Genomic DNA, 26,393 nt, shown 5'->3' with positions numbered 1-26,393 from the left:
GTCAGGCTGTTGCCTGGTCGGCGTCAGAGAGGCGGGGCGATGAGCTGGACGGTGGGCGAACTGGCCAGGCTGGCCGGGGTCACGGTGCGCACGCTGCACCACTACGACCGCATCGGGCTGCTGCAGCCCGGCGCGCGGACGGCGGCGGGCTACCGCAGCTACGACGTCCACGACCTGGACCGGCTGCACCAGGTGCTCGTGTACCGCGGGCTCGGGTTCCCCCTCGAGGAGGTCGCGACCCTGCTGGACGACCCCGACGCCGACCCCGCGGAGCACCTGCGCCGGCAGCACCGGCTGCTGCGGGAACGGCTCGAGGCCACCTCGGCGATGGTCGCGGCCGTCGAGAAGGAGATGGAGGCACGGCAGATGGGGATCTCCCTGACCCCGGAGGAACGGTTCGCGGTGTTCGGCGACCGGCTCCCGGAGGAGCACGCCGCCGAGGCCGAGGAGCGGTGGGGCGAGACCGAGGCGTGGGCGCAGTCCCGGCGCCGGACGGCGGCGATGACGAAGGCGGACTGGCTGCAGGTCCAGGCCGAGACCGACGACGTCGAGGGCCGGTTCGCCGCGGCACTGGCCGCCGGGACGCCCGCGGACGCCCCCGGCCCGATGGACCTCGCCGAGGAGCACCGGCAGCACATCAGCCGGTGGTTCTACGACTGCTCGCCCGAGGTGCACGCCGGACTGGGGCGGATGTACGTCGAGGACGAGCGCTTCACCGCCCACTACGACCAGCGCGCCCCCGGCCTGGCGCAGTACGTGAGCACCGCCGTCCAGGCCAACGCCGCCCGCCAGGGCGGCTGACGCGCGAGTGCTGCGATCTCGTGGTCTCCCGGCACCGGAGGCCACGAGATCGCAGACCTCACGGGACGGCGACGCCCCGGGAGGGCAGGCGGCCTGCGCCCAGAGCGGAATGCGGACGACCGTGGACCGTGACGCGGCTAGGTTCCCTCCTCGTGAGCCGCCTCGCCGACGTCGTCGTCCCGCCCCGGCTGGGGCGGAGCTTCCGGTGGCTGCTCGCCTCGTCCTGGACCTCGAACCTCGGCGACGGGGTCGCGCTGGCGGCCGGGCCGCTGCTGGTCGCCTCGCTCACCCGCGACGCGTTCCTGGTCGCGCTGGCCGCGACCGTGCAGTGGCTGCCGCCGTTGCTGTTCTCCCTGGTCGCCGGTGCGCTCACCGACCGGCTGGACCGCCGGCTGATCGTCGTCACCGTCGACGTCGCACGCACCGCGGTGCTGGCCGTGCTCACCCTGGCCGTGGCCACCGACCGGGTGTCGATCGTCGCGGTGCTGGCCGCGCTGTTCGTGCTGGCCACCGCCGAGGTGTTCGCCGACAACAGCTCGCAGACGCTGGTGGCCGTGCTGGTGGCGCGCGAGGACCTGGCCGTCGCCAACTCCCGGCTGCAGACCGGCTTCATCACCGTCAACCAGCTCGCCGGGCCGCCGCTGGGCGCGGCGCTGTTCACCGCCGGCGCGGCCTGGGCGCTGGGCGCGCAGGCGGTGCTCATCGGGCTGGGGGCGGTGCTGGTCGCCCGCGTCGTCCTGCCCGCCCGGGAGCCCGCCGCCGGACCACCGCGGGCGCTGCGGCACGACATCGTCGAGGGGCTGCGCTGGGCGGTGGCGCACCCCGCCGTGCGCACGCTGGTGCTGACCATCGCCATCTTCAACGTCACCTTCGGCGCGGCCTGGTCGGTGCTCGTGCTCTACGCCACCGAGCGGCTGGGGCTGGGCGAGATCGGGTTCGGGCTGGTCACCACCGTCGGCGCGCTCGGGGGCCTGGCCGGCGGGCTCGTCTACGGCGCGATCACCCGCCGGGTCAGCCTCAGCGGCCTCATGCGGATCGGCCTGGTCATCGAGACGCTCACCCACCTGGCGCTGGCGCTGACGACCAGCCCGTGGGTCGCGCTGCCGGTCTTCTTCGTCTTCGGCGCGCACGCCTTCGTCTGGGGGACGACGTCGGTGGCCGTGCGGCAACGCGCCGTCCCGCTGGCGCTGCAGGGGCGGGTGGGCAGCGTCAACCAGGTCGGTGTCTACGGCGGGCTGGTGGTCGGCTCGGCCATCGGCGGCGTGCTCGCCCAGCACGCCGGGGTGACCGCGCCGTTCTGGTTCGCCTTCGCCGGGTCGGCGGTGTTCGTGGTGCTCATCTGGCGCTCGCTGCGGCACATCGCGCACACCGACGAGGCCCCGGTGCCGGCCACCGCCTGATCCGCGGGCGTCTTGCCGGGACGGCGGGCGGGCGGGACGCTGGGGCATGACGTACGACCGGGAGCTCGCCGACCGGCTGCGGGCCGAGCTGGCCGCCGACCCGCGGGTCAGCGAGCAGGCGATGTTCGGCGGGCTGGCGTTCCTGGTCGAGGGCGCCCTGGTGGTCGCCGCCAGTGGCCGGGGCGGGCTGATGGTGCGCTGCGACCCCGCACGCACCGAGGAGATGGTCGCGGCCGACGGGGTGGAACGGATGGTCATGCGCGGCCGCGAGCTCGACGGCTGGCTGCGGGTGGCCGCCGAGGTGGTGGACGACGACGCGGCGTTGCGGCACTGGGTCGCCGTCGGCCAGTCCGCCACCGCGGCCCTCCAGGACCGCTGACCCCGCCGCCCGGCCGCGCCACGACCGCCGCCTGGGCGCTCGGCCGCCGACTGTGTGCGCCTCGGCTGCCGAGTGGGCGCTCAGCGGGCTGCCGAGGCCCCGCCGACCCGCTGAGCGCACAGTCGCCACGCGCCGCGTCGGGACGACGGCGCGCCCTCGGCGTCAGACGCGGATGAGCAGCTCGCCGTGCAGCATGCCCAGCCAGCCGTCGTCGGACGCCGCCCACTCCAGCCAGGCCACGGCGAGCTCCTGCAGCTCGGCCGGCGTGGCCAGCCCGGCGGCCACCGCCTGCTCGGCGAAGGCCGACGCGGTGGCCCGGCCGGCCCAGGAGCTCCCCCACCACTCCCGCTCGGCCGGCGAGGCGTAGCACCAGGCGCCCGTGGTGGCCGTGACGTCGCGCAGCCCCGCGGCGTGCGCCCAGGACAGCAGCCGCCGGCCCGCGTCGGGTTCGGCGCCGTTGTGCCGGGCGACGGAGGAGTAGAGCTGCAGCCAGCGGTCCAGCCCCGGGTTGGCGGGGTGCCAGGTGGTGGCGGCGTAGTCGACGTCCCGCACCGCGACCAGCCCCCCGGGCCGGCAGACCCGCGCCATCTCCCGCAGGGCCGCGACCGGGTCGGTGAGGTGCTGCAGCACCTGGTGGGCGTGCACGACGTCGAAGGAGGCGTCGGCGTGCTCGAGCCGGTAGGCGTCGCCGACGGTGAACTCGACGGCGACGTCCTGCTGCGCGGCGAGTGCCCGTGCCTCGTCCAGTGGTGCGGCCGAGGCGTCCAGGCCCACGACCCGGCCCGGGGCGACCCGGGCGGCCAGGTCGACGGTGATCGTGCCGGGGCCGCAGCCGACGTCCAGGACGTCGAGGCCCGGCCGCAGGTGCGGCGCGAGGTACGCCGCCGAGTTCTCCACCGTGCGCCAGCGGTGCGACTGCAGCACCGCGTCGGCGTGCCCGTGCGTGTAGGTGTCCACGACGCCACCCTGGCGCGTCATCTCGCAGATTGGAACAGCCTTCCCATCCAGCGGGACGCCGTCCGAGCGACCTCCCGGACCGGGGGCCCGTGCACCGGCAGACTGAGGGCGTGGCCGACCGACCCGAACCGACCGACCAGGGCACGGGACCGACCGACGGCCGGGCCGCCACCGGGGCCGGGCAGGAGGGCACGGCCGAGGGCCGGGGGCCCACCTCCGACGCCGACCTCGCGGGCGCGCTGCCCAAGGCCGCGCGCCGGCACCTGGCCCGCGAGCTCGACTGGACGCCGCGGTCCACCCCGCCGGTCCCGCTGGAGCAGGTGCAGCTGTCGGCCTCCCGCCTCGCCCCGGCCGCCCGCGTGCACCTGGTCGCGCTGCTGGGGGCCGAGCACGTGGCCGACGACCGGGCGACCCGGCTGGCCCACACCGGCGGGCGCAGCTACCTGGACCTGCTGCGGCGCCGCGTCGGCGACGCCTCCGACGCCCCGGACGTCGTCGTCTCCCCCGCCGACACCGCGCAGGTCGCGGCGCTGCTGCACACCTGCAGCCAGCTCGGCGTGGTCGTCGTCCCGTACGGCGGCGGCGGCAGCGGGGTCGGCGGACTGGCCGGCACCGACGCCGACGACCGGCCCGTGGTCGCGGTCGACCTGCACCGGATGGCCGACGTGTCCGCGATCGACGCCCCCTCCTCCCTGGTCACCGTCGGCCCCGGGCTGCACTGCTCGGCGCTGGAGACCCGCCTGGCCACCGACGGGCTGACCCTCGGCGCCGCACCGGAGGGCTGGGGCCTGGCCACGGTGGGCGGCTGCGCGGCGAGCCGGTCGGCTGCCGGGCACGGCCACTTCGCCGACCTCGTCACCGGGCTGACCCTGGCCACCCCGACCGGCGTGCTGACCCTCGGCACGGTGGCCGGGGGCGCGGCAGGGCCGGATCTGCTCGGGCTCGCACTGGGCTCGGAGGGGACGCTCGGGGTGGTCACCGAGCTGCAGCTGCGGGTCCGCCCGGCACCGCGGCGCACCGAGCACGAGGGCTGGTCGTTCCGCAGCTGGGCCGCCGGGGTGGCCGCCGTCGCGCGCCTGGCCCGCCACGACCTGCTGCCCGACGTCGTCCGGCTGGCCGACCCGGCCGGCACCCGCGCCACCCTGCTGCAGGGGCGCGGTCCCGGCGCCCGGGCGCTGCGGACCCGGATGCGCGGGGAGTCCTGCCTGCTCGTCGTGGGCTGGTCGGGGCAGCCGACGATCGTCGCCGCCCGGCGGGCCGCGGCCGCCACGGTGCTGCGCGAGAGCGGGGCGACCCGACAGGGCACCCGCTCCGCAGCGGCCTGGCTGCGGGCGCGGGGCGCCGCCCCCGAGCTGCGCGACCGGCTGATGGACGCCGGGCTGCTGGTCGCCGAGCTCGACACCGCCGCCACCTGGACCCGGCTGCCGGCGGTCGCCGAGGCCGCCCGCCGGGCCCTGGTCGACCAGCTCTCGGCGTCGGGCCGGCGGCCGATGGTGCTGACCACGCTGTCCTCCCCCACCGCCACCGGGGCCGCGCTCGAGCTGACGGTGCTGGCCGACCGGGACGACGACCTGCCGCTGCAGCAGTGGCTGCTGGCCAAGCGCGCGGCGACCGACGCGGTGCTGGCCGCCGGCGGCACGCTCACCCACCACTCCGGGGTCGGCGCGGACCACCGGCCGTGGCTCACCGCGGCGGTCGGCGCCCCCGGGGTGGAGGTGCTCCGGGCGGTCAAGCGGCAGCTGGACCCGGCCGGGATCTGCCACCCCGGGGTGCTGCTGCCCGACTGAACGCGTTTGAGCAGCTCAGCAGGGGTACCGCAGTCCCATGACCGCCGGCGCACACCCTGCCGACGGGGCGGCCGCCGGTGAGGTCCGCTGGACCGAGGACGCCACCGGCCCGCTGCTGACCTTCACCGGGCGGATCGACCGCGAGACGGTGCGCCGCTTCCGGCTGCTCGTCCCGCCGGCGTCCTGGCCGGCGCGCGCCGACCTGTCCGCGGTGACCGCCCTGGACGTCGCGGGGCTGGAGCTGCTGGTGCACCTGGCCCGCAAGCCGGCCCGCACCGGGTCCCGGCTGCAGCTGCTCCACGTGCCTGAGCACCTGCGCCCGGCGCTCCAGCGGGCCGGCCTGTCCCAGCTGCTCGCCCGGCCGGACGCCACGCCGCACTGACGGCTCGTCCCCGGGCGGCGCCCACCGGCGCGGTCAGCGGGAGGCGGTCGCCGGCTGCTCGAAGTCGACCGACCGGCCCAGCGCGGCCCACGGCGCGATCGACTCCCGCAGCCCGTCGAGGACGCCGGGGAACAGCTCCACCGCGTCACTGCCCACGGGCAGGTGCAGCGGGGGCTCGGCCATGGCGGCGACGTCGAGGACGACCCGGGCGACCCGGTGCGGGTCGATCGGGGCCTGCTCCTGGGCACCCCGCAGCCACCCGCCGAGCGCGCCGACGGTGGCCTCGTACTCCGGCGCGACCGCCGGCACCTGCATCGACGACCCGGCCCAGTTCGTGCGCATGAGACCGGCCTCGAGGACGGTCACCCGGACGCCCAGCGGCCCGACCTCCTGGGCCAGGGCGGCCGAGAAGCCCTCGACGGCCATCTTGGCCGCCTGGTAGGACGCCAGTCCGGGACTGGCCACCCAGCCGCCGACCGAGCCGACCTGGACGACGTGGCCGGACCCCTGGGCGCGGAGGACGGGCAGCACCGCCTTGGTGACGTGCACGGTGCCGAAGAAGACGGTCTCCACCTGGCGGCGGACCTCGGCCAGGTCGGTCTCTTCGACCGGCGCCAGCGTGGCGTACCCGGCGTTGTTGACCACCACGTCGATCCGGTCGAACGCCGCGACCGCCGCGTCGACCGCCGCCTGGACGGCTGCGGGGTCGGTGACGTCGAGCTCGACGGCGAGCACCTGCCCCCCGTGCCGTCCGACGAGGTCGGCCAGCGACGCCACGTCCCGGGCCGTGGCCACCACCCGGTGTCCCGCAGCGAGCGCCTCCTCGACGAGGGCCCGCCCCAGCCCCCGGGAACTGCCGGTCACGAACCAGACCTGCGGTGCATCGGTCATCTCACGCCTCCTGTCGTCGGCGACACGGTGCCGCCGACACCTAGCGCAACACGCTTGCGTTGACAACGCAACGGACGTGCGCTGTGAGTTCCTATGCTGGTCGCGTGACGGGCGGGCACGAGTTCCAGCGGGCACGCTCGCCGCAGCACAAGGAGCGGCGCGCCGTCGACCTCCTGGCCGCCGCCCGCACGCTGGCCAGCACGCACGGCGCCCGCACCGTGACCCTGACGGCCATCGCGACCGGTGCCGGGATGCACGTCTCCGGCGTCCGCCGGTACTTCGACTCCCGCGAGGACATCCTGCTGGCGCTCGCCGCCGAGCAGTACGAGGAGTGGGCCGAGGCGGTCACCGGCGCGCTCGAGCTCGACACCGACGGCACCCCCGGGTCGGTCGCGGGCGTGCTCGCCGCGTCGCTCGCCGACCGCCCGCTGCTGTGTGACCTGCAGGCCCACGTGCCGCTGTCGCTGGAACGGGAGTCCTCCCCGGAGTCGGTCCGCGCCTTCAAGCTCACCGCGCTGACGGTGACCGGCCGGATGGCGGCGCGGATCAGCGCGGTGCTCCCGTCGCTGTCACCGGCGGCGGCCCTCGAGCTCGTGGGCGGGACGGTCATGATCGCCGCCCCGCTGTGGCAGATGGCCCACCCCAGCCCCGCGGCCGAGCGGGTCTACGCCGAGGACCCCCGGCTCGACGGCGCCGTGCTCGACTTCGTCCCCTGGCTCACCCGCCTGGTGACGGCGCTGGCGACCGGCCTGGCCACCGCTGGCTGACCCGTGGCGGCCGCCTCGGCGGACGACCGGTCGGGTGGCGCGGCCGGACCGTCGCCGGAGCGGCTCAGCCCCGCGGCGGGCGGCGGACGGCGGGCAGTCGCGGCGCCAGCTGACGGGTCACCCAGCCGCCTGCGAGCGCGGCGACCACGATCACCGCGACGAAGCCCAGCGAGCTGATCGTCTCCACCCCGACGGCGGACAGCACGACCAGCACCACCGCGGCCAGGACGAGCGAGATGCCCGCGGCCAGCAGGACCAGCAGCCAGCGCGGCGGGCCGGCCGGGGCGTCGGGACGGCGGGGGGTCGTCGGGCTCACCGCGGTAGTGGACCACGCCCGGGCACCCCGCCCGTGCCGCCGGCGGGCGGGACCGGCGCCGACGTCACCCGGCCGGATGACTCCCCGGGCACCGGCGGCCGCGTCGCGCCGGAACCGGGCCGGTTCCGGCCCCGGTCGTGCTAGAACGGCGCCACCGGCATCGAAACCCAGGGCACGACCTCGGGTGGACCACCAGCTGACCGCGGCGGCGGCCCGATGCCTCGACACCGGGAGACCCGACGTGACCCAGCCGCCACCGGCCGGCCCCACCCCGCCCCCCGGCCCCGGCTGGTCGGGCGCCGACGAGATCCACGACGGGCTGCCGTCGGCACCGGCCGAGCCGGGCGCCACCGGCGGGCGCCGTCTCCGCCGCGGCCTGCTCGTGGCCGGGGCCACCGCGGGTGTCCTCGTGATCGGTGGGACCGGCTACGCCGTCGCGTCCTACGTCTCCGGGGGTGGCGCGCAGCCCGAGGAGGCGCTGCCGGCCGACACCCTCGCCTTCGTCAAGGTCGACCTCGACCCCGCGGCCGGCCAGAAGATGGCCGTGTCGTCGCTGATGAAGAAGTTCCCGTCCCTGACCCAGGGCGGGGACGACGGCGACCTCAAGAGCACGCTGATCACCCCGCTGCTGGCCGACAACGACTGGGGCCTGACCTACGACCGGGACGTCGAGCCGTGGCTGGGCAACCGGATGGCCGTGGCCGCAGTCCCGGACCCGGGCTCGGAGGCCGGCGTGGCACCCGTCGTCGTCCTGGCCGTGACCGACGAGGACGAGATGACGAAGCGGCTCGGCGCCGTGACCGACGCCGACTTCGCCTTCGCGGTGCGCGACGACTTCGTGCTGCTCGGCCAGACCCAGGAGCTCGTCGACCGCCTCGCCGCCTCGAGCAGCACGCTGGACTCCGACGCCGACTACGACGCCGACCGCGACGCGCTCGACGGTGACCAGGTCGCCGTCGCGTGGGCCGACCTCGCCGGCCTGCAGGGCGTCGTCCCGATGGCCCAGCAGACCCTCGGCGACGAGAAGCTGAGCGGGCGGGTGGTGCTCGGCGTCCACGCCGAGGACGACGCGCTCGAGGTGACCGGCCTGGCCCGCGGCACGGCGCCGACGGCGGCGTCGGCGGCCGGCGGGCCCACCGCGCTCGTCACCGCCCTGCCCGCGGACTCGGTCGCCGCCCTGTCGGTCAGCGGTCTCGGGGAGTCGCTCACCAGCTCCTGGGGCCAGTTGGAGGACTCCGGCGCCCTGGCGGAGTTCCAGGACCAGATCGACGCGCTGGGCCTCGACCTGCCCGACGACCTGGGGGCGGTCCTGGGCAGCGACCTGGCCGTGGCCGTCTCCGGTGACCTGTCTGCTCCCTCCTTCGGCGCCCGGGTCCGCACCGACGACCCGCAGCGGGCCACCGACGTCCTGGACAGCCTGCTCGCCGACGCCGACCTCCCGGTCGGGGTGCTCCCGCTGGACGACGGCTACGTGCTGGCCAGCGACCAGGAGCTCGCCGACGCGCTGTCCGCCGACGGCGGGCTCGGGGACACCGCGTCGTTCCGCGCCGCCGTCCCCGACCTCGACGACGCCCGGGCCGTGGGCTTCGTCGACCTGGGCAGGGTCATCGACCAGGTGATCGCGCAGGGCGGGGACGACGCCACCCAGGCGCAGGACTACGCGGCCCTGGGCGCCGTCGGGTTCAGCGCCTCCACCGCCGACGACGGCGGCCGGTTCGTCCTGCGGGTCACCACCCGCTGACGCCTGCGGCCGGACGGGCCCCGTGCCCGCCCGGCCGCCCGGCCGGGTGACCCGGGCTGGCCCCGGTGATCGTGATCGGCGAGGCTCGACCGCATGACCGCCGCGAGCCAGACCTCCGCTCCCGTGGGCGTGCGCAGTGAGGTGGGCCGGCTGCGCACCGTGCTGCTGCACCGCCCCGGGGACGAGCTGCGGCGGCTGACCCCGCGCAACAACGACCAGCTGCTCTTCGACGGCGTGCCGTGGGTCGACCGCGCCCAGGAGGAGCACGACGCCTTCGCCGCGGCGCTCACCGACCGCGGCGTCGAGGTGCTGCACCTGGACCGGCTGCTCGCCGAGGTGATGTCGTTGCCGACCGCCCGCGCCGAGGTGATCGCCGCCGCCGTCGACGACCCGCGGCTGGGCGCGACGCTGCGGCACGCCACGACCGCGCACCTCGACGGCCTGGCACCCGAGGACCTGGCCCGGGCCCTGATCGTGGGGGTGGCCCACGACGAGCTGCGCGGTGGCCGCGGGCTCGCCTACCAGCTGATGGCTCGCGGGGAGTTCGTCGTCCCGCCGCTGCCCAACCTGATGTTCACCCGCGACTCCTCGGTGTGGGTGGGCGACCAGGTCGCGGTCACCTCGCTGGCGATGCCGGCCCGGGACCGGGAGAGCGCGCTCACCGCGGCGCTGTACACCCACCACCCGCGCTTCGCCGGGGTCGAGCAGCTCTACGGCGCGCACCTGGAGCACCTGGAGGGCGGCGACGTCCTGCTGCTGGCCCACGGTGTGCTGGCCGTCGGCGTCGGCGAGCGGACGACGGCCGGCGGTGCGGAGCGGCTGGCCCGGCGGGTGTTCGCCCGCGGGCTGGCGCACACCGTGCTCGTCGTCCCGATCGCCCAGGAGCGGGCCACCATGCACCTGGACACCATCGCCACGATGGTCGACGTCGACGCGCTGGTCATGTACCCCGCGGTGGCCGACCACCTGCAGGCGTGGACGGTGACCGCCGGCGAGCAGCTGCCCGACGACGCCGACACCACGGAGCTCTCCGTCACGGGCCCGCAGCCGTTCCTGATCGCGGCCGCCGCGGCCATGCGGATCGACCGGCTCCGGCTGATCGACACCGGGCTGGACCCGGTGACCGCCGAGCGCGAGCAGTGGGACGACGGCAACAACACCCTCGCCCTGGCGCCGCGGCTGGCGGTGGCCTACGAGCGCAACACCGTCACCAACGCCGCGCTGGAAGCTGCGGGCATCGAGGTGCTGGCGATCGCCGGGTCGGAGCTGGGCAGCGGCCGGGGCGGCCCGCGGTGCATGTCCTGCCCGGTGCTGCGGGAGCCGCTGCCGGCCTGACCGGCGGGCCGGTCAGGCCGCCTGCTGCTGCCCGTCCGCAGCCGCCGCCGGGCGCCGACCGTCCGAGGCGACAGCCTGGCCCCCCGCGGAGGCGACCGCGTCGCCCGGCCACGGGCCGGTGCGGGTCACCGCTGCGGGTGCCGCGCCGTCCGAGGCCGGGCGCCACCGCGCCGGCCACGCCGTGCCCGTGGGCCGCGGCCCGGTGCGCGCCGACCGGCCGCGGAACGCCAGGGCGCTGACCAGGACGGCGCCGGCGACCAGCAGCAGGTGCCCGGTGGCCCGGCCCTCGTGCACGTGGCCCGAGCCCAGGTCGCGCACGGTGACCCAGCTGAGCAGCACGGTGAACGACAGCAGGAACGGCAGCGAGCCCGGGGCGAGCCGGGGCAGCGCGGCGACGCCGAGGAAGCAGACGGCCAGGCCGAGGTTCCACGCACCGGTCTCGTGCGAGACGTGCACCGAGCCGGACATGTCCATCGCCCCGGTGAGCGCCGGCCACCCGACGGCGAGCTGCCCCACGCCGACGAGGAGCAGGGCCGCCCGCAGCGCCATGCCGGTCACGCGGCCGCGGCGGCCCACCGCCCGGCCGCCCTCGGGCAGCCGGGCCAGGACCGCGGCCGTGACGTCGGGCACTGCGGTCGCCGGGGCCAGCCGGGCCCGCCGGGTCACCTCGGCGGCGGCGTCGGCCCAGTTCCGGCAGGCCGGGCAGCCGGCGAGGTGGGCGTCGAGCCGCTCCTGGGGCATCCCGAGCGGCTCGCCGTCCAGACCGGCCGAGACGGCCTCTCGAAACGAAGCACAGTGCACGCTGGCATAGTCGCCCATGACAGGTGATGAGTTCCCGGGAGGCACCACGTGGGGCAGCTGGAGGACCTGGCGGCCCGTGCTGCCCAGGGCGACCCTGCCGCGCAGGCGGCGCTGATCCGGGAGACCCAGGTCGACGTGTGGCGGCTGTGCGCCCACCTGGCCGACCGGCAGGTCGCCGAGGACCTCGTCCAGGAGACCTACCTGCGGGCGCTGCCGGCGCTGGTCCGGTTCGAGGGCCGCTCGTCGCTGCGCACCTGGCTGCTGTCGATCGCCCGCCGCGTGTGCGCCGACCACCTGCGCAGCCGCAAGCGGCGCGGGCTGGTGCTCGTGGCCGACGACACCGACCTGGCCGCACTGGAGCGGGACACGCCTGCCGACGAGGTGGGCGGCACGGTCGCGGCCCAGGACGTGCTGGACCGGCTGGACCCCGAGCGCCGCGAGGCGTTCGTGCTCACCCAGCTGATCGGGCTCCCCTACGCCGAGGCGGCCGAGGTGGTGGGCTGCCCGATCGGCACCATCCGCTCCCGCGTCGCGCGCGCCCGCGCCGACCTGGTCGAGGCCCTGCAGGCCGCCGAGCACCCCCGCAGCCGCCGTCCGTCCTGAGGCGGAGCCGGCCGCTGAGTGGAGTCCCAGGCTCGGGAACTGATGCGCTGGGACTCCATCACGCGCCGACCGGAGTGGACCCGCCGCGGTGACCGCGGCGGACCCACTCCACCTCAGGGGTTCTGGGCGGCCAGCCGGCGCAGGCGCTCGTTGTAGGCGACCAGCGCCGGGTCGTCGCCGCTCTCGCCGCGGGCGATGGCGCGGTCGCGCTCGCGGTCCACGGCCTTGTTCGACCGCTCCTCCGACTTGGCCCACTGGAAGAACACGACCGCCAGCACCAGCACGGTCGGGAACTCACCGAAGGACCAGGCGATGCCGCCGGCCGAGCCCTGGTCGAACATCGGGTTCACGTCCCAGGACGCCGGCACCTCGGCGAAGCTCTTCAGCAGCTCGGTGTTGGTCATCATCACGGTGACGCCGAAGAAGGCGTGGAACGGGGCCGGCAGCAGCAGCTCGAGCATCCGGGCGCCGTGGCCCGAGCGGCGCGGCCACGGGTCGATGGCCATGATCGGACCGAAGAACAGCATCCCGGTGGTCAGGAAGTGCAGCAGCATGAAGGTGTGGCCCGGTGTCGTCGACATCAGGTCGTCGAAGATCGGGGTGAAGTAGACGCCGTAGAGGCTGGCGATGAACAGCGGCACGGTGAAGAACGGGGAGGAGACGAGCTGCCCCAGCCGGCTGTGCAGGGCGGTGAGCAGCAGCCGGCGCGGCATGCCGGCGGTGCCCTGGCTGGTCGGCAGCGCGCGCAGCGCCAGGGTGACCGGAGCGCCGAGCAGCAGCAGGATCGGCGTGATCATCGTCAGGATCATGTGCTGGACCATGTGCACGCTGAACAGGGCCATGCCATAGGTCTGCAGGCCGCTGGCGGTGACCCAGAACAGGCTCGCGGCACCTGCCAGGAACGAGACGGTGCGCGTGGGCGCCCACCGGACACCGCGCTGGTGCAGCCGGACCAGGCCCGCGACGTAGGCCGCGGCCAGCAGGACGGCGAGCCAGGCGATCGGTGAGGCGTGGGCCAGGTCCAGCGAGATCACCCGGCCCAGGGTCGGGCCGAGCTCGGGGACGTACATGTGTCCCATGCCGCCCATGCCGCCCATGTCGTGCTCCGGCACCGTCGTCCTCCTCAGTCCAGGCGTACCGCCCCCACGGTAGGCCGGTCGCCTGGGCGGCGTCCGGCACCCGTGCAGTCGTCTGCGGCGGGCCCCCGGTTCCCCGGGCGGCGCACCGGCAGCCGCGTGACGGACCCCTCACCCCCGACCGCGGTGGTCCCGCGCAGGGGCCCGGCCGGGGGTGAGGGGGACGTCAGCGGAGGGTGACCTGCCGGGAGAGCAGACCGGCGCGGGCGCGGCGCTCGTCGGTGGTCAGCGGCTCGGTCACGGCCAGCGCGTCGGTCAGCCGGGCGTGCAGCTCGGCCGACGGGCCGGCCCAGTCGGCGCCGGGGGTCTCCGCCGGGACGTCCCACACCGGGACGACGAGACCCAGCGCGCGGAAGGCGCCGGCGTAACGGGTGCCCTCGCCGAGGGTGAGCTGCTCGGCGGCCGACAGCCGGGCCAGCGCGTCCAGCAGCGCCTCCTCCGGCTCCGGGCGGGCCCACCGCACGTGCGCACGGTCGGTGCTCGGGCGGCACCAGTAGGCAGCCTCCAGCCCGGCGAGCCGCACGGTCGGCATGACCATCTCGTTGGCCTGCTCGAGCCCGGCCCGGGTGGCGGCGTCGAGCTCGGCGCCCTCCAGCCAGAAGCCGAAGTCGTCGTGCACGGTGACCTCGAACGGCGCGGAGAGGTCGAGCAGCTCCTGCAGCCGCGGGCCGGCCGAACCCGCGCCGCCGACCGGGCCCGGGTCGACCGGTGCGCCGGCGGGGGCCTGCAGGGCGGCGGCCAGCGCGGTCCCGAGGTCGCGGCTGACGTCGTCGGAGGAGGTGGGCAGCTGGACGCCGAGCAGGATCTCGCCACCGGCGCGCACGAGCGCCGGGACGGCGCCGGGCAGCACGCTGGCCAGGGTGACCGAGCGGCCCTCGGTGGTGGTGAGGGTCGCCGTGGCGGCCGGGACCAGCTCGCGCATCGCGACCCAGTCGGCCTCGCCGGGCAGGCCCTCGAACGGGCGCAGCACGGGCTGGGCGTAGCCCGAGCCGTGGCAGTGCTTGTAGCGGCGGCCGGAGCCACAGGGGCAGGGGGCCTTCGGGTTGATCTCGCCCTCGGCCACGGGGGCGGCAGCGGGACGGCGGGTAGCGGTGCGGGCCATGCGCTCCAGGCTATGCGGCCCGGTCCGGGTCCTCGTGCCGAGCCGGGCCGCCGGGGCCGGTCCGTAGGCTCCGGCCGTGACGCTCGCGCCCCCGCCGCTGGACCTCACCGACCCCGCCGTCGTCGCCGACCCCTATCCCGCGTTCGCCGCGGCCCGCGCGCAGGCGCCGGTGCAGTGGTCGGCGGAGATGGGCATCTGGCTGGCGTTCACCCACGCGGAGTCCAACGCCGTCCTGCGCGACCGGCGGCTGGGCCGCATCTGGTCGGACAAGGAGCCGGCGCAGCGGTTCGAGAGCTTCAACCTGATCCACCGCAACGCCATCCTGGAGATGGAACCGCCCACCCACACCCGGCTGCGGCGGCTGATCAGCGCGGCCTTCGCCCGCGGCCACGTCGAGCGGCTGCGCCCCTGGGTGCAGGAGCTGGCCGACTCCCTCGTCGACGGGCTCGTGGAGCGCTCCGCCGGTCACACCCCGGTCGACGTCCTGTCCGGGATGGCCGAGGAGCTGCCGGTCGCGGTGATCGCCGAGCTGCTGGGCGTCCCGGCCGCCGACCGGCCGCTGCTCCGCCCGTGGTCCAACGCGATCGTGAAGATGTACGAGTACGGCCGGACGACGGCCACCGAGGACGGCGCCGAGCGCGCCGCCGCGGAGTTCGTGGCCTACCTCCGCGGGCTGGCCGCCGAGCGCCGCCTGGCCCCGGGCGAGGACCTGCTCAGCCACCTGGTCACCGTGCGCGACTCCGACGGCGACAAGCTCACCGAGGACGAGCTGGTCACCACCTGCATCCTGCTGCTCAACGCCGGCCACGAGGCGACCGTCAACGTCAGCGGCAACGGCCTGCTGGCGCTGCTGGAGAACCCCGACCAGCTGCAGCGCCTGCGCGACGACCCCGCGCTGCTGCCCACGGCGATCGAGGAGCTGATGCGGTACGACTCCCCGCTGCAGCTCTTCGAGCGCACCGCCACCGAGGACGTCGCCATCGGCGGCATCACCGTCGAGCGGGGGCAGAAGATCGCCGCCCTGCTGGGCGCCGGCAACCGCGACCCGCAGGTGTTCACCGACCCCGACACGCTCGACGTCGGCCGCACCGACAACCCGCACATCACCTTCGGCGCCGGGGTGCACTTCTGCATCGGGGCACCGCTGGCCCGGGTCGAGCTGCAGGCCTCCTTCGGCGCACTGCTGAGCCGCACGTCGTCGCTGGAGCTGGGTGCCCCGGCGGTGCGCCGTCCCGAGTTCGTCATCCGTGGCCTCGCCGACCTGCCGGTGGTGCTCACCGCCCGCTGACCGTGACCGGATCGTGACCGGACGGCATGGGGTCCGGCCGCGCTGCCGATGCGTCTCCCCAGTAGGACCGGGGAGAGGACACGGGTGACGGAGCAGGACGAGGAGTTCACCGACTTCGTCGGTGCGCACGGGCCGCGGCTGCTGCGCACCGCCGTGCTCCTGACCGGCGACCTCGGCCGGGGTGAGGACCTGCTCCAGACCGCCCTCGCCCGCGCCTACGGCCGCTGGGGCACCGTCTCCCGGGCCGAGGACCCGGTCGCCTACGTGCGGAAGATGCTGGTCAACGGCCACCTGAGCTGGCTGCGGCGGCTGAGCAACAGCGAGCAGGTGGTCGAGCAGCTGCCCGACATCGGCAGCTGGGACGACCTGCAGGCCGCGCACGCCGAGGCCGACGAGCTGCGCACCGCGCTGCGCCGGCTCAGCCCCCGGGTGCGCACCGCGGTGGTGCTGCGCTACCTCGACGACCTGACCGAGGCCGACACCGCACGCCTGATGGGCTGCTCGGTGAGCACGGTCGGCAAGCACACCGCCCGCGGGCTCGCCGTGCTGCGCACCGTCCTCGACCGCTCCCCCGACGACTCGACCGACCCGTCACGCTCCGCCAGGAGGCCCGCATGACCGAGCTCGAGCGCGATCTCGCCCACCGGCTGCACGGCCTGGCCGACGAGCTGGCCGGCGGTCACGGTGCGGACGCCGACGGCGCGGTGACCCGCTGGCGCCGACGGCGGCGGACCCGGCACACGCTCACCGCGGTCGCTGCCGTGGTGGCGGCGGTCGCCATCGGGGTGCCGGTGGCCGCCGGGTCGCTGTCCTCCTCCCCCGCCGCGGTCGACGTCGCCCGGCCGGGACCCAGCACGACCGCCCCTGCGCCGACGCCGACGCCGACGGCGCCCGCCCTGCCGACCGACCACCCGGTCACCGCGGACTCCGGGGACGCCGTCCTCACCGGCGGCGCGACCGACGCCTACGGCAAGGCCGCCCGGTCCGCCGCGCTGGACGCCGATGCGCTGGAGCGCCTGGCCGCCGTGCAGGCGACCGTGGGCCGACTGCAGGCGGAGCTCACCGAGCCCGTGCAGTTGACGTCACCCACCGAGTGGGACCGGTGGCTCCCGGGGAGCAAGCCCTACCCGGGAGCGGACACCGCGGACGACCTCTCCACGTGCCCGGTGCTCTCCGACCGGCTCGGCACCGCCCTGGGGAAGCGGGTGAGCTACTGGACGGGGACCCTGCCGAGCGGCCCGGTGGGCTGCACCTGGGCGCCGGTGCCCCTGCAGTACGACACCATCGACTACCCGTTCACCGTCAGCGTGGGCTTCCTCGGCGACGGCACCACGCCCGAGCAGCTGGCCGGCAGCGCGGTCAGCGTCGCCGGGGACCAGCCGACCAGCTGCCCGCGCGCCGACCTGCCCGGCGGCGGCGTCCTGTACGGGTGCTGGTCCACCCACGGCGTCACCGACCTGTGGCTCGCCGTGCCCGACGTCCGCGGGGCCGGGGTGTGGGTCGTCAACGGCACGGCGGACGACGACTCACCCGTGGCCGCGGCCGACGCGTTCACCGCGGTGCTCGACGGCGTCGTCCGCGCCTACGGGTGAGACCTCCACGCACCGGCCAGTGGGTCCCGGCCGGGGCGTGCGGGTGGGGTCCGGTCACGTCGTCCGGTGCCGTGGTCAGCGGAGCAGGCTGGTGAGGACCTGGTCGATGCGGTCGGCACGCGAGCCGGGCAGGGCGTCGGGGCCGGCGAGGTGGTCGGTCCACGCGTGGAGCTGGGCGGCGCCGCAGAACATCACGGCGAGCGCGGCAGCGTCGGCGGCCGGGTCGAGCGCCCCCTGCTGCTGCCAGGCGGCGAGGTAGCCGGTCATCTGCTGGACGGCGATCTGCGGGCCGGTCCCGTTGGCGGTGTTCGCCGCGCGGTAGGCCTCGAAGAGGGCGGCGTCGGCGACGGCGCCGGCGATCAGCGGCAGCGAGGCGGCGTAGAAGTCGATGGCCGCGTCCGCAGCCCGGGTCAGTGCTGCCCGGAGGTCCTCGGGCCGAGACGTGGGCGGGGTGAGCGCGTCGCGCCAGGCCACCGTCTCGGGCAGGTCGCTGGACAACAGCGCGGTGAGCAGCCCGAGCTTGCCGCCGAAGTTCTTGGTGATCGAGCCCTCGGCGGCGTCCGCGGCCTGGGCGATCTCGCGGGTGGTCAGCCGGGCGATGCCCTTCTCCTTCAGGAGCCGGGCGGTGGCGTCGAGGATCCGCTGCCGGGCAGGTGCAGCCATGTCGTTCTCCGCTTCTTCGAATCCGTGTCGGGCATCGCTTGACAAGTGAGGTGAGCGCGCACCACAGTATCACCAGCCGCACTGAATGCGGTGAGCGCGCACCTCACTCAGGGTGCGCATCCTGACCCGGAGGCCCCCCCATGACCACTGCCGCGCTCGTCGTCCTCTTCCTCGCCTGCCTCGGCATCGTCGCCGTCGGCATCCGCTTCCTCCTGGCCCCCCGGGTCGCGATGGCCGGCTACGGCGTCGCCCCGGACAGCCTCCGCGCCCTCACCGAGATCAAGGGCGTCCGGGACATCGCCTCCGGGGTGGTGCTCCTGGTCGTCTGGGCCACCGCCGGCCACAGCGCACTCGGCTGGGCGATGGTCGCCGCCGCTCTCACCCCCGTCGCCGACGCGCTGATCGTGCTGCGCAACGGCGGCAGGCTCCCCACCGCACTCGGGGTCCACGGGGTCACCGCAGCGCTGCTGCTCGCCGCCGGCCTGACCCTCGCCCTCGTCTGACCGACCGCGGGGCTCAGCGACCCGCCGAGCCCCGCGGGGACGACGCCGCTCAGGCGACCGTCCACCTCCCGCACGACCCGCCCACCACCCACCCCGCACCGAGGAGCACCTGCCATGACCAGCACCGCCCAGTCCGTCGCCGACGTCGTCCGCGCCTTCTACGAGCCCTTCCGCACCGGCGACACCTCCACCTACGACCAGGTCCTCAGCCCCGACTGGGTCGACCTCCCCCTGGCCCCCGGCCAGCAGCAGGGACCCACCGGCATGGCCGCCCAGATCGCCCTGTTCCGTGCGGCCATGCCCGACTACCAGGTCGAGCACCAGGACGTCCTCGTCGACGGCGAGAAGGTCGCCGTCCGCAACACCGTCAGCGGCACGCACCAGGGCGCATTCATGGGCATCGCGCCCACCGGCCGGCGCATCGAGATGCGCACGATGGACCTCCACCAGGTCCGCGACGGGAGGATCGTCACCACCTGGCACCTGGAGGACTTCGCCGGCCTCATGGCGCAGCTCACCGCCCCGGCCGACGCCCCCGTCCGGCCCGCCTGGTCCTGACCCGACCGGGTCGCCCGGACCGCGGGCGACCCGGTCCGGCACGACCAGGACCGCACCCCGGGCACGGACGCGTGCAGGGCCACGGTGGGGGACCCGCCTGCCGGAGGTCCGGGTCCCCGCCGCCGGCGGGGACCACTCATGACCGGTCACGGGGTCGCTGAGGCGGCTCCGCCGGTCAGGCCGTCAGGCCGCGGTCACGGACGAGGTCGAGCGCAGGCCGCTCCCCCGCGCCCGCAGCGGAGGGGAACGACACGCCCGTCAGCTGCTCGGACAGCTCCCAGATGCGCTGGGCGTCCTCGACGCTGCGCAGCGGCCGGTACAGCTCCTGCTCGGCCGGCACCCCGCTCATGTGCTGGAAGCGGCTCGGACCGTAGAAGCGCCCACCGGCGTCCGGAGAGGTCGCAGCGAGCAGCGCCGGGAGCGCGGCGGTCTCCGGCGTCCCCACCACGCCCATCGCCGACAGCCGCCGGATCAGCCGGATCTCCCGGGACTCACCGGACCGGCCGATCTCCGGCCGGGCGGCGAGCAGGCTGGTGGGGGCGATGCCGGGGTGGGACAGGTTGCTGGTGATGCCCCAGCCGTGCGCGACGCTGCGGCGGTCGAGCTCGAGGGCGACGAGGCTCCCGGCGATCTTGGAGGAGCTGTAGGCGCGCGCCGCCCGGTAGGAGCGCGCCCAGTCCAGGTCGTCCCAGTGGACGGCGCCGCTCCTCGCCGCGACGCTGGACTGCGAGGTGACCCGCGCCCGGCCGGCGACCAGCAGCGGCATCAGGTGCCCCACGAGGGCGAAGTGGCCGAGGTGGTTGGTCGCGAGCTGTAGCTCGTGGCCGTCGACGGTCACCTGGCGCTCCGGCGGGGTCATCACCCCGGCGTTGGCGATCAGGACGTCGATCGGCCGCCCCTCGGCGAGCAGTGCGCCGGCGAAGGCGGCGACGGAGGCGAGCGAGGACAGGTCCGTCGTGTGCAGGGTGATCCGCCCGCCGGGGACGCGGGACCGGATCTCGGAGACGGCCGCCTCGCCCTTGCCGCGGTTGCGGACCGGGAGGACGAGGTCGGCGCCCGCTGCGGCCAGTCGGCGGGCGATCACCAGGCCGATGCCGTCGCTGCCGCCGGTGAGCACGGCGCGCTTCCCGGTCAGGTCGGGGACGGTGATGTCGATCGGGGTGCGGGCCATGTCGGCTCCTGTCGTCGGTGACGCGCCGTTCGCGTCGTGACCACACCGTCCCCGGTGCCGGCAGCGGGTGGCAGGGCCCGTCGATCCCCCCGTCCGGGACGCGGAGAGGGGGATCGGCAGGACGTGGATGCGCTCGCACCGCGCCGGTAGACACAGCCGTGCCCCCCGTGCCGGTCGGCGCACCCCACCCCCAGGAGGACGAACGTGGCCATCGATCGAGCAGGTCTCGCGGAGTTCCTCCGGGGACGCCGAGGCGCACTGCAGCCCGAGGACGTCGGCCTCCCCCGTGGGCAGCGCCGCCGCACCGCCGGCCTGCGCCGCGAGGAGGTCGCCGCCCTGTGCCACATGTCGGCCGACTACTACACGCGACTGGAGCGCGAGCGCGGCCCGCACCCGTCGGCGCAGATGATCGCCTCGATCGCGCAGGGGCTGCACCTGTCCCTCGACGAACGGGACCACCTGTTCCGCCTCGCCGGGCACCAGCCCCCCACCCGCGGGTCCGGCAGCGAGCACGTCAGCCCCGGCCTGCTGCGGATCTTCGACCGCCTCGGTGACACCCCCGCCGAGATAGTCACCGAGGTCGGGGAGACCCTGCGGCAGACCCCGCTGGGGATCGCCCTCGTCGGCGACGCGATGCGTTACACCGGGCCGGCGCGCAGCCGGGGGTACCGCTGGTTCACCGACCCGGCGGCCCGGGACCGCCACGTCGCCGAGGACCACGCCCACATGTCGCGGACGTACGCCGCCGGGCTCCGGGCCCTGCTCGCCGTCCGAGGGCCGGGGTCACGCGCGGCCCACCTGGCCGATCTGCTGCTGGCGGAGAGCGAGGAGTTCCGCACGCTGTGGGAGGTCCATGAGGTCGGCGTCCACCTCGACGAGGTCAAGCGCTACCAGCACCCCGAGGTCGGTCGGCTGGAGGTGAACTGCCAGACCCTCATCGACCCCCACCAGGCCCACCGCCTGATGGTCTACACCGCGGCTCCAGGCACCGAGGACCACGACAAGCTGGAGATGCTCGCGGTGATCGGCGCCCAGTCCCTCTCCCCGGGCGCCGTCGACACCGGTCCCGGGGGCCAGCGGTGACCCGTCGCCCGGGCCGCGTGCAGCCCACCCGGGGCGCACCCGTGCCGCAGGGGGTGCGCTCGTGATCGAGGTGGGCTCACGGCGGCGCGACCAGCCGGCCCCGCCGCACGTGCTCCACGAGGCGCTGACCGAGCCGGACCGCGACCCGGCCCGCCCGTGCCTGCTGCTGCTCGACGACGAGGTGCGGCCCGGGATCGTCACGGCCGAGCCGCCGGGCCTGGTGGTGTGGTCGTCGCTGTGGCAGCGCAGGCTCGACGCACGGATCCGCTTCGAGCTGCCCGGTGACCGCAGCGGCCACGGCACCGACCTGCGCTGGCAGCTGCTCGTCGAGGGACCCCCACCCGACGCCTCGCTGCTGGGGCACCCGCGACGGCGGCTCGACGAGCTGGTCAACGCCGAGCGACACACCTCCGGCCAGCAGGCCCACCCTCACGAGACCAGACGGTGACGATCCACGGGTGTGCCCGCGTCCCCGCCGGGCACCTGCTCGCCATGACGCCGCCCGAGACGACTGGTGCCGCCGTCCCGGTGGCACCCCCGACCGCCGAGGACCCCGACCGGACCGTCGACGGGGGTCCCGCGCCGACGGCCGATCCGGTGGACTCCGGTCGGCCGGACCTGGTGACCGGCATCGCCATCGGCATCCTCGTCGAGCGGTACCGCATCGCACCCGCGCGTGCCGCCGTCGAGCTGGACACGCTCATCCACCGTCACGGCCTCCCCGCCGAGCAGGTGATCGACATGCTCACCGGGTCCCGAGGCGAGTCGCGGGCGGAGGCCGGGCCGGCGTCACCCCCGCTGCGCGAGGCCACGCCGGGCTACATCAGCGCCGACCGTGACGCTCGTGGGCCGGTGCTGGTGTTCACCGGGGAGGTCACCAAGGACACCGTGAGCCGCTACCGGCTCCTGGAGCGGCCGGCCTCCTGGCCCCAGCACGTGGACCTGCGTGCCGCGACGTTGCTCAGCGCGGCGGCGCTGAACCTGCTGCGACACATGGCGGAGCGGCAGCGGCGCCTGGGCCACCGGCTGCACGTCACCGTCACCGACTCGGTCGTGCGCCACCAGCTGCTGGCCACCGGCCTCAACACGCTCGCCAGGATCTCGACCGACTGACCGCTCCCCCGCCGGGGACACGACGACGCCCCGGCCAGCAGGTGCTGGCCGGGGCGTCGAGGTGGGGTCCGGTCACCCGCGGCGACTCGGGGGGTGCCGCCGCGGGTGACCGGGGATCAGAGGCGCGCGGCCAGCCGGTGGTACGCCGCGCTCCAGCGCAGCTCCTTGGCCAGCGTGCGCCGGGTGGTGTCGGCGTCGATCAGCACCAGCTCGGTGTCGAAGACCTCGGCCAGGTCGGTGAGCTCCTCGGCCCCCAGCTGGGTGGACAGCACCGTGTGGTGCGGCCCGCCGGCGGTCAGCCAGCCCTCGGTGGCGGTCTCGAAGTCCGGACGGGGCTCCCAGACGGCGCGGGCGACGGGGAGGTTCGGCAGCGGCTCGGAGGGCTCGACGACGTCGATCTCGTTGGCCACCCACCGGAACCGGTCGCCCAGGTCTGACCAGCCCAGCGTGATGCCCTCGCCGGGGGCGGCGGTGAAGACCAGACGGGCCGGGTCCTCGCGGCCGCCGATGCCCAGCGGGTGCACCTCCAGGCGCGGCTTCTCCCCCGCGATCGTCGGGCACACCTCGAGCATGTGCGCGCCCAGGATCTTCGGGGTGTCGCTGGCCAGGTCGTAGGTGTAGTCCTCCATGAAGGAGGTGCCACCGGGCAGGCCCTGCGCGGCGGTCTTGAGCACCCGCAGCAGCGCCGAGGTCTTCCAGTCGCCCTCGCCACCGAAGCCGTACCCGTCGGCCATCAGCCGCTGGACGGCGAGGCCCGGCAGCTGGCGCAGCCCGCCGAGGTCCTCGAAGTTGGTGGTGAACGCGCCGAAGCCACCGTCGGTCAGGAACGACCGCAGGGCCACCTCGATGCGGGCCTGGTACCGGACGCTGTGGTGCCGGTCGCCGCCGGGACGCAGGTCGTCGTCCATGTCGTACAGGTCGCCGTACTCGGCGATCACGGCGTCGACGGCCGAGTCGCCCACGCGCTCGACGACGGCCACCAGGTCGTTGACACCCCAGGTGTTGACCGACATGCCGAAGCGGATCTCCGCCTCGACCTTGTCGCCCTCGGTCACCGCGACGTTGCGCATGTTGTCGCCGAACCGGGCCAGCTTGAGGCCGCGGGCGGCGGCGGCACCGGCGGCCGCACGGGCCCAGGAGCCGACGCGGGCCTGCACCCGCGGGCTGCCCGCGTGGCCGGCGACGGTGGTGCGCGGGGTGCGCAGCCGGGTGAGCATGAACCCGTACTCCCGGTCGCCGTGGGCGGCCTGGTTGAGGTTCATGAAGTCCATGTCGATGGTCGACCACGGCAGCGCCGCGTCGGCCTGGGTGTGCAGGTGCAGCAGCGGCTTGCGCAGCGCGTCCAGCCCGCTGATCCACATCTTCGCCGGGGAGAAGGTGTGCATCCAGGTGATGACGCCGAGGCAGTTCGGGTCCTCGTTCGCCGCGCCCATCATCGAGCGGATGGCGCCGGAGTCGGTGAGCACCGGCTTCCAGACCACCCGCACCGGGACGTCGGGAGCGCCGTCGAGGGTCTCGGCGACCCGCTGGGACTGCTCCGCCACCTGCTGGAGGGTCTCCTCGCCGTACAGCCCCTGGCTGCCGGTGAGGAACCAGATCTCCTGGCCTTCGAATGCCACGTGGTGCTCCTTCGGGGTCAACGCTGTCCGTAGACGTTCTGGTAACGCGCGTACAGCGAGTCGATGTCCGCCTGCGCGATCGGGATGGGCTCCCCCAGCTGGCGGGAGAGGTGCACGGTGCGGGCGACGTCCTCGGTCATGACGGCGGCCTTGACCGCTGCCTTCGCCGAGGGCCCGATGGTGAAGACGCCGTGGTTCTTCATGAGCACCGCAGGTGAGCGGTGCCCCTGGAGCGTCTCCACGATGCCCTGGCCGATGGAGTCGTCGCCGATGAGGGCGAACGGCCCCACCGGGATCGGCCCGCCGAACTCGTCGGCCATGGCCGTGAGCACGCAGGGGATCTCCTCGTGCCGGGCGGCCCAGGCTGCGGCGTAGGTGCTGTGCGTGTGCACCTGGCCGTTGACCTGCGGCATGGCCCGGTAGACGTAGGCGTGCGCCGCGGTGTCGCTGGAGGGGGCCCGGACGCCGTCGACGGGGTTGCCGTCCAGGTCGCAGACGGTGATGCCCTCCCAGGTCAGGTCGTCGTACTCGACGCCGCTGCCCTTGATGACGAACAGGTCCTCGCCGGGCACCCGCTCGGACACGTTGCCCGAGGTCCAGGTGACCAGCTCGTAGCGGGTCAGGTACGAGTGCAGGTTCGCGACGTGCTCGCGCTGCACCTGGTGGGTGCCGTGCTCGGTGGGGGCGGTCATGCCGGCTGCTCCTGCTCCTCGGTGGTGGTGGGTACGCCGACGGCCACGTGCTCGACGGCGGCCCGCTCGACCGGGAGGCCGGCGAGGTACCGCTGCATGAAGGCGTCGAAGCCCGCGACGTCGGCGGGGTCGGGCTCCACGGTCTGCAGGCTCGTCCCCACGAAGACCGCGGTGTCCAGGTAGTCGGCCAGGCCCTGCTCGGGGCCGCGGCCGGCGGCGAAGGCGGCCAGGACGGCGATGCCCCAGGCACCGCCCTCGGCGGCCACGTCCCCGACGGAGACCGGGGTGTCGATGGCGGCGGCGAGGAACCGCTGCGCCACGCCCGCCGTCTTGAACAGGCCGCCGTGGGCGAACATCCGGTCCAGCCGCGCGTGCTCGGCCTTCTGCAGCACGTCCATGCCGATCCGCAGCGTCGCCAGCGACGAGTACAGGTGGGCGCGCATGAAGGAGCCGAGGTCCAGCGGGCTGTCCGGGGACCGCAGGACCAGCGGGCGGCCCTCCTCGAAGTCGGTGATCGGCTCACCGGAGAGGTAGTTGTAGGCCAGCACGCCGCCGCCGTCGGCCGCGCCGTCCAGCGCGGCGGTGAACAGGGTCCGGAACACCGTGGCGGAGTCGGCCTCGACGCCCAGCGCGCGGGCGAACTGGCCGAAGAGCCCGGCCCAGGCGTCGAGCTCGCTGGCGCCGTTGTTGCAGTGCACCATCGCGACCGGGTCGCCGGCCGGCGTGGTCACCATGTCCAGCTCGCGGTGCACCGCACCCAGCGCGCCCTCGAGCACCACCATGGCGAAGATCGACGTCCCGGCGGAGACGTTGCCGGTGCGGGGCGCGACCGAGTTGGTGGCCACCATGCCCGTGCCGGCGTCGCCCTCGGGCGGGCACAGGAGGGCGCCGGGCCGCAGCCGGCCACTGGGGTCGAGCAGCCGGGCACCGGCCTCGGTGAGCGTGCCGGCCGGCTCGCCGGCGACGGCGACGGCCGGCAGCAGGGCGGCCAGGTCCAGCGGGGCACCGGCCTCGGCCGCGAGCTCGCCGAACCGGGCCAGCATGGTGGCGTCGTAGCCGCCGGTGGCGGCGTCGATGGGGAACATGCCGCTGGCGTCGCCGACGCCGAGGACCTTCTCACCCGTGAGCTGCCAGTGCACGTACCCGGCGAGGGTGGTCAGGTGGTCGATCCGGCCGACGTGCTCCTCGCGGTCCAGGACCGCCTGGAACAGGTGGGCGACGCTCCACCGGTGCGGGATGTTGACCCCGAACTCCGCGCTCAGCCGCTCGGTCGCCGGGCCGGTGCTGGTGTTCCGCCAGGTGCGGAACGGGGTGAGCAGCTCACCGTCGGCGTCGAAGGGGAGGTAGCCGTGCATCATCGCCGACACCCCGAGCGCACCCACGCCGGTCAGCTCGACGCCGTGGCGGCGCTGCACGTCCGCGGTCAGCGCCGCGACGCTGTCCTGCAGCCCGGCCCACACGGCGTCGAGGGAGTAGGTCCAGACCCGGTCGACGAGCTGGTTCTCCCAGTCGGAGCTGCCGACGGCGAGCGGCGCGTGGTCCGGGCCGATCAGCACCGCCTTGATGCGGGTCGAGCCGAGCTCGATGCCCAGGGCCGTGCGGCCCGAGGTGATCGCTGCGGCAGCGTCGATCGCCACGTGTGGCGCTCCTTGTCCGCCCACCGGAGGCGGGCTGGTCTCAACAGTCGGGAGAGCCGCCGACCGCGGCACGGTT

At 75.4% G+C, this 26,393-nt stretch carries 28 protein-coding genes; 17 read left to right on the top strand and 11 right to left on the bottom strand.

From position 1 onward, the window contains the following. The first annotated feature begins 39 nt into the window (after positions 1-39). From KUM42_RS11700 to KUM42_RS11690, 3 genes are all read left to right on the top strand, one after another. On the top strand, positions 40-801 hold the full coding sequence (locus KUM42_RS11700) for a MerR family transcriptional regulator (RefSeq protein WP_237492453.1): 762 nt from the start codon (positions 40-42) through the stop codon (positions 799-801). Between the two features lie 152 nt (positions 802-953). Then, positions 954-2,201 carry an MFS transporter gene (locus KUM42_RS11695; protein ID WP_237492452.1) on the top strand — a complete coding sequence of 416 codons (1,248 nt, stop codon included), beginning with the start codon at positions 954-956 and terminating at the stop codon, positions 2,199-2,201. A gap of 46 nt (positions 2,202-2,247) precedes the next feature. Then, positions 2,248-2,580 (top strand): TfoX/Sxy family protein, encoded by a 333-nt coding sequence (locus tag KUM42_RS11690; RefSeq protein WP_237492451.1) that lies wholly within the window; start codon positions 2,248-2,250, stop codon positions 2,578-2,580. Positions 2,581-2,742: 162 nt separating this feature from the next. Here KUM42_RS11690 and KUM42_RS11685 read toward each other — a convergent pair whose 3' ends face one another. Continuing rightward, positions 2,743-3,558, bottom strand: a complete 816-nt coding sequence (locus KUM42_RS11685; RefSeq protein WP_237492450.1) for a methyltransferase domain-containing protein — start codon at positions 3,556-3,558, stop codon at positions 2,743-2,745. 89 nt (positions 3,559-3,647) lie between these two features. On the opposite strand from KUM42_RS11685, the gene KUM42_RS11680 reads away from it, so the two are divergent. Together KUM42_RS11680 and KUM42_RS11675 are read left to right on the top strand one after the other, a co-directional pair. Continuing rightward, positions 3,648-5,324 carry an FAD-binding oxidoreductase gene (locus tag KUM42_RS11680; RefSeq protein WP_237492448.1) on the top strand — a complete coding sequence of 559 codons (1,677 nt, stop codon included), beginning with the start codon at positions 3,648-3,650 and terminating at the stop codon, positions 5,322-5,324. Positions 5,325-5,361: 37 nt separating this feature from the next. Further along, entirely contained in the window at positions 5,362-5,706 is a 345-nt protein-coding gene (locus KUM42_RS11675; RefSeq protein WP_237492446.1) for a lipid asymmetry maintenance protein MlaB, read from the top strand. 33 nt (positions 5,707-5,739) lie between these two features. Here the strand turns inward: KUM42_RS11675 and KUM42_RS11670 are convergent, their stop codons facing one another. Then, positions 5,740-6,597, bottom strand: coding sequence for an SDR family NAD(P)-dependent oxidoreductase (locus tag KUM42_RS11670; protein WP_237492444.1), 858 nt, complete (start codon positions 6,595-6,597; stop codon positions 5,740-5,742). A 104-nt stretch (positions 6,598-6,701) separates the two neighbouring features. On the opposite strand from KUM42_RS11670, the gene KUM42_RS11665 reads away from it, so the two are divergent. Continuing rightward, positions 6,702-7,364: a TetR/AcrR family transcriptional regulator gene (locus tag KUM42_RS11665; protein WP_237492442.1), complete on the top strand. Its 663-nt coding sequence runs from the start codon at positions 6,702-6,704 to the stop codon at positions 7,362-7,364. A gap of 64 nt (positions 7,365-7,428) precedes the next feature. Here the strand turns inward: KUM42_RS11665 and KUM42_RS11660 are convergent, their stop codons facing one another. Next, on the bottom strand, positions 7,429-7,680 hold the full coding sequence (locus KUM42_RS11660; RefSeq protein ID WP_237492440.1) for a hypothetical protein: 252 nt from the start codon (positions 7,678-7,680) through the stop codon (positions 7,429-7,431). A gap of 241 nt (positions 7,681-7,921) precedes the next feature. Here KUM42_RS11660 and KUM42_RS11655 point away from each other — a divergent pair, with 241 nt between their 5' ends. Beyond that, positions 7,922-9,421, top strand: coding sequence for a DUF3352 domain-containing protein (locus KUM42_RS11655; RefSeq protein ID WP_237492438.1), 1,500 nt, complete (start codon positions 7,922-7,924; stop codon positions 9,419-9,421). Between the two features lie 93 nt (positions 9,422-9,514). Then, positions 9,515-10,756 carry an arginine deiminase gene (locus KUM42_RS11650; RefSeq protein WP_237492436.1) on the top strand — a complete coding sequence of 414 codons (1,242 nt, stop codon included), beginning with the start codon at positions 9,515-9,517 and terminating at the stop codon, positions 10,754-10,756. Positions 10,757-10,768: 12 nt separating this feature from the next. Here KUM42_RS11650 and KUM42_RS11645 read toward each other — a convergent pair whose 3' ends face one another. Next, the gene (locus KUM42_RS11645; RefSeq protein ID WP_237492434.1) at positions 10,769-11,557 is read right to left on the bottom strand and encodes a zf-HC2 domain-containing protein; all 789 of its coding nucleotides are present in this window, start codon (positions 11,555-11,557) and stop codon (positions 10,769-10,771) included. 48 nt (positions 11,558-11,605) lie between these two features. Between KUM42_RS11645 and KUM42_RS11640 the strand changes: the two genes are divergently transcribed. Next, positions 11,606-12,160: a sigma-70 family RNA polymerase sigma factor gene (locus tag KUM42_RS11640; RefSeq protein ID WP_255557499.1), complete on the top strand. Its 555-nt coding sequence runs from the start codon at positions 11,606-11,608 to the stop codon at positions 12,158-12,160. 113 nt (positions 12,161-12,273) lie between these two features. Here KUM42_RS11640 and KUM42_RS11635 read toward each other — a convergent pair whose 3' ends face one another. Together KUM42_RS11635 and KUM42_RS11630 are read right to left on the bottom strand one after the other, a co-directional pair. After that, entirely contained in the window at positions 12,274-13,272 is a 999-nt protein-coding gene (locus KUM42_RS11635) for a cytochrome c oxidase assembly protein (RefSeq protein ID WP_237492432.1), read from the bottom strand. Between the two features lie 190 nt (positions 13,273-13,462). Further along, positions 13,463-14,398, bottom strand: coding sequence for a DUF5926 family protein (locus KUM42_RS11630; protein ID WP_237492429.1), 936 nt, complete (start codon positions 14,396-14,398; stop codon positions 13,463-13,465). Between the two features lie 76 nt (positions 14,399-14,474). Between KUM42_RS11630 and KUM42_RS11625 the strand changes: the two genes are divergently transcribed. The 3 genes from KUM42_RS11625 to KUM42_RS11615 all read left to right on the top strand — a co-directional run bounded on the left by KUM42_RS11625 (position 14,475) and on the right by KUM42_RS11615 (position 17,278). Next, entirely contained in the window at positions 14,475-15,686 is a 1,212-nt protein-coding gene (locus KUM42_RS11625) for a cytochrome P450 (protein WP_237492427.1), read from the top strand. A gap of 84 nt (positions 15,687-15,770) precedes the next feature. Next, a complete protein-coding gene (locus tag KUM42_RS11620) occupies positions 15,771-16,304 on the top strand; it encodes a SigE family RNA polymerase sigma factor (protein ID WP_237492425.1) in 534 nt (177 codons plus the stop codon). Then, entirely contained in the window at positions 16,301-17,278 is a 978-nt protein-coding gene (locus KUM42_RS11615; RefSeq protein WP_237492423.1) for a hypothetical protein, read from the top strand. The genes KUM42_RS11620 and KUM42_RS11615 overlap by 4 nt, the downstream gene beginning before the upstream one ends. Before the next feature lie 75 nt (positions 17,279-17,353). Here KUM42_RS11615 and KUM42_RS11610 read toward each other — a convergent pair whose 3' ends face one another. Then, positions 17,354-17,941, bottom strand: a complete 588-nt coding sequence (locus KUM42_RS11610; RefSeq protein WP_237492421.1) for a TetR/AcrR family transcriptional regulator — start codon at positions 17,939-17,941, stop codon at positions 17,354-17,356. Positions 17,942-18,081: 140 nt separating this feature from the next. Here KUM42_RS11610 and KUM42_RS11605 point away from each other — a divergent pair, with 140 nt between their 5' ends. Beyond that, positions 18,082-18,444 carry a DUF4267 domain-containing protein gene (locus KUM42_RS11605; protein WP_237492419.1) on the top strand — a complete coding sequence of 121 codons (363 nt, stop codon included), beginning with the start codon at positions 18,082-18,084 and terminating at the stop codon, positions 18,442-18,444. A gap of 114 nt (positions 18,445-18,558) precedes the next feature. Then, on the top strand, positions 18,559-19,002 hold the full coding sequence (locus tag KUM42_RS11600) for an ester cyclase (protein ID WP_237492417.1): 444 nt from the start codon (positions 18,559-18,561) through the stop codon (positions 19,000-19,002). 175 nt (positions 19,003-19,177) lie between these two features. Here the strand turns inward: KUM42_RS11600 and KUM42_RS11595 are convergent, their stop codons facing one another. Continuing rightward, positions 19,178-20,173 (bottom strand): SDR family oxidoreductase, encoded by a 996-nt coding sequence (locus KUM42_RS11595; RefSeq protein ID WP_237492415.1) that lies wholly within the window; start codon positions 20,171-20,173, stop codon positions 19,178-19,180. A gap of 204 nt (positions 20,174-20,377) precedes the next feature. Here KUM42_RS11595 and KUM42_RS11590 point away from each other — a divergent pair, with 204 nt between their 5' ends. The 3 genes from KUM42_RS11590 to KUM42_RS11580 all read left to right on the top strand — a co-directional run bounded on the left by KUM42_RS11590 (position 20,378) and on the right by KUM42_RS11580 (position 22,369). Then, the gene (locus tag KUM42_RS11590; RefSeq protein WP_237492413.1) at positions 20,378-21,256 is read left to right on the top strand and encodes a helix-turn-helix transcriptional regulator; all 879 of its coding nucleotides are present in this window, start codon (positions 20,378-20,380) and stop codon (positions 21,254-21,256) included. A gap of 61 nt (positions 21,257-21,317) precedes the next feature. Further along, positions 21,318-21,704 carry a hypothetical protein gene (locus tag KUM42_RS11585; RefSeq protein ID WP_237492411.1) on the top strand — a complete coding sequence of 129 codons (387 nt, stop codon included), beginning with the start codon at positions 21,318-21,320 and terminating at the stop codon, positions 21,702-21,704. After that, positions 21,701-22,369: a hypothetical protein gene (locus KUM42_RS11580; RefSeq protein WP_237492409.1), complete on the top strand. Its 669-nt coding sequence runs from the start codon at positions 21,701-21,703 to the stop codon at positions 22,367-22,369. Before KUM42_RS11585 ends, KUM42_RS11580 begins: the two co-directional genes overlap by 4 nt. Before the next feature lie 116 nt (positions 22,370-22,485). Here the strand turns inward: KUM42_RS11580 and araA are convergent, their stop codons facing one another. From araA to KUM42_RS11565, 3 genes are read right to left on the bottom strand one after another with little or no spacing between them, the layout of a single operon-like run. Further along, positions 22,486-23,988 (bottom strand): L-arabinose isomerase, encoded by a 1,503-nt coding sequence (gene araA, locus KUM42_RS11575; protein ID WP_237492407.1) that lies wholly within the window; start codon positions 23,986-23,988, stop codon positions 22,486-22,488. 17 nt (positions 23,989-24,005) lie between these two features. Then, positions 24,006-24,680 (bottom strand): L-ribulose-5-phosphate 4-epimerase, encoded by a 675-nt coding sequence (locus KUM42_RS11570; protein WP_237492405.1) that lies wholly within the window; start codon positions 24,678-24,680, stop codon positions 24,006-24,008. Beyond that, positions 24,677-26,317 (bottom strand): xylulokinase, encoded by a 1,641-nt coding sequence (locus tag KUM42_RS11565; protein WP_237492403.1) that lies wholly within the window; start codon positions 26,315-26,317, stop codon positions 24,677-24,679. Before KUM42_RS11565 ends, KUM42_RS11570 begins: the two co-directional genes overlap by 4 nt. Between the last annotated feature and the right edge of the window lie 76 nt (positions 26,318-26,393).

The organism is Modestobacter sp. L9-4, from assembly GCF_019112525.1.
Lineage (GTDB): Bacteria > Actinomycetota > Actinomycetes > Mycobacteriales > Geodermatophilaceae > Modestobacter.
This window is presented reverse-complemented; position numbering and strand designations above follow the sequence as displayed.

Excerpts from the sequence above, each read along its gene's own strand:
- KUM42_RS11615 (WP_237492423.1), top strand. The coding sequence starts at position 16,301 with ATGACCGAGCTCGAGCGCGATCTCGCCCACCGGCTGCACGGCCTGGCC.
- KUM42_RS11595 (WP_237492415.1), bottom strand. The coding sequence starts at position 20,173 with ATGGCCCGCACCCCGATCGACATCACCGTCCCCGACCTGACCGGGAAG.
- KUM42_RS11600 (WP_237492417.1), top strand. The coding sequence starts at position 18,559 with ATGACCAGCACCGCCCAGTCCGTCGCCGACGTCGTCCGCGCCTTCTAC.
- KUM42_RS11685 (WP_237492450.1), bottom strand. The coding sequence starts at position 3,558 with ATGACGCGCCAGGGTGGCGTCGTGGACACCTACACGCACGGGCACGCC.
- KUM42_RS11670 (WP_237492444.1), bottom strand. The coding sequence starts at position 6,597 with ATGACCGATGCACCGCAGGTCTGGTTCGTGACCGGCAGTTCCCGGGGG.
- KUM42_RS11690 (WP_237492451.1), top strand. The coding sequence starts at position 2,248 with ATGACGTACGACCGGGAGCTCGCCGACCGGCTGCGGGCCGAGCTGGCC.
- KUM42_RS11570 (WP_237492405.1), bottom strand. The coding sequence starts at position 24,680 with ATGACCGCCCCCACCGAGCACGGCACCCACCAGGTGCAGCGCGAGCAC.
- KUM42_RS11605 (WP_237492419.1), top strand. The coding sequence starts at position 18,082 with ATGACCACTGCCGCGCTCGTCGTCCTCTTCCTCGCCTGCCTCGGCATC.
- KUM42_RS11630 (WP_237492429.1), bottom strand. The coding sequence starts at position 14,398 with ATGGCCCGCACCGCTACCCGCCGTCCCGCTGCCGCCCCCGTGGCCGAG.
- KUM42_RS11675 (WP_237492446.1), top strand. The coding sequence starts at position 5,362 with ATGACCGCCGGCGCACACCCTGCCGACGGGGCGGCCGCCGGTGAGGTC.
- KUM42_RS11650 (WP_237492436.1), top strand. The coding sequence starts at position 9,515 with ATGACCGCCGCGAGCCAGACCTCCGCTCCCGTGGGCGTGCGCAGTGAG.
- KUM42_RS11700 (WP_237492453.1), top strand. The coding sequence starts at position 40 with ATGAGCTGGACGGTGGGCGAACTGGCCAGGCTGGCCGGGGTCACGGTG.
- KUM42_RS11610 (WP_237492421.1), bottom strand. The coding sequence starts at position 17,941 with ATGGCTGCACCTGCCCGGCAGCGGATCCTCGACGCCACCGCCCGGCTC.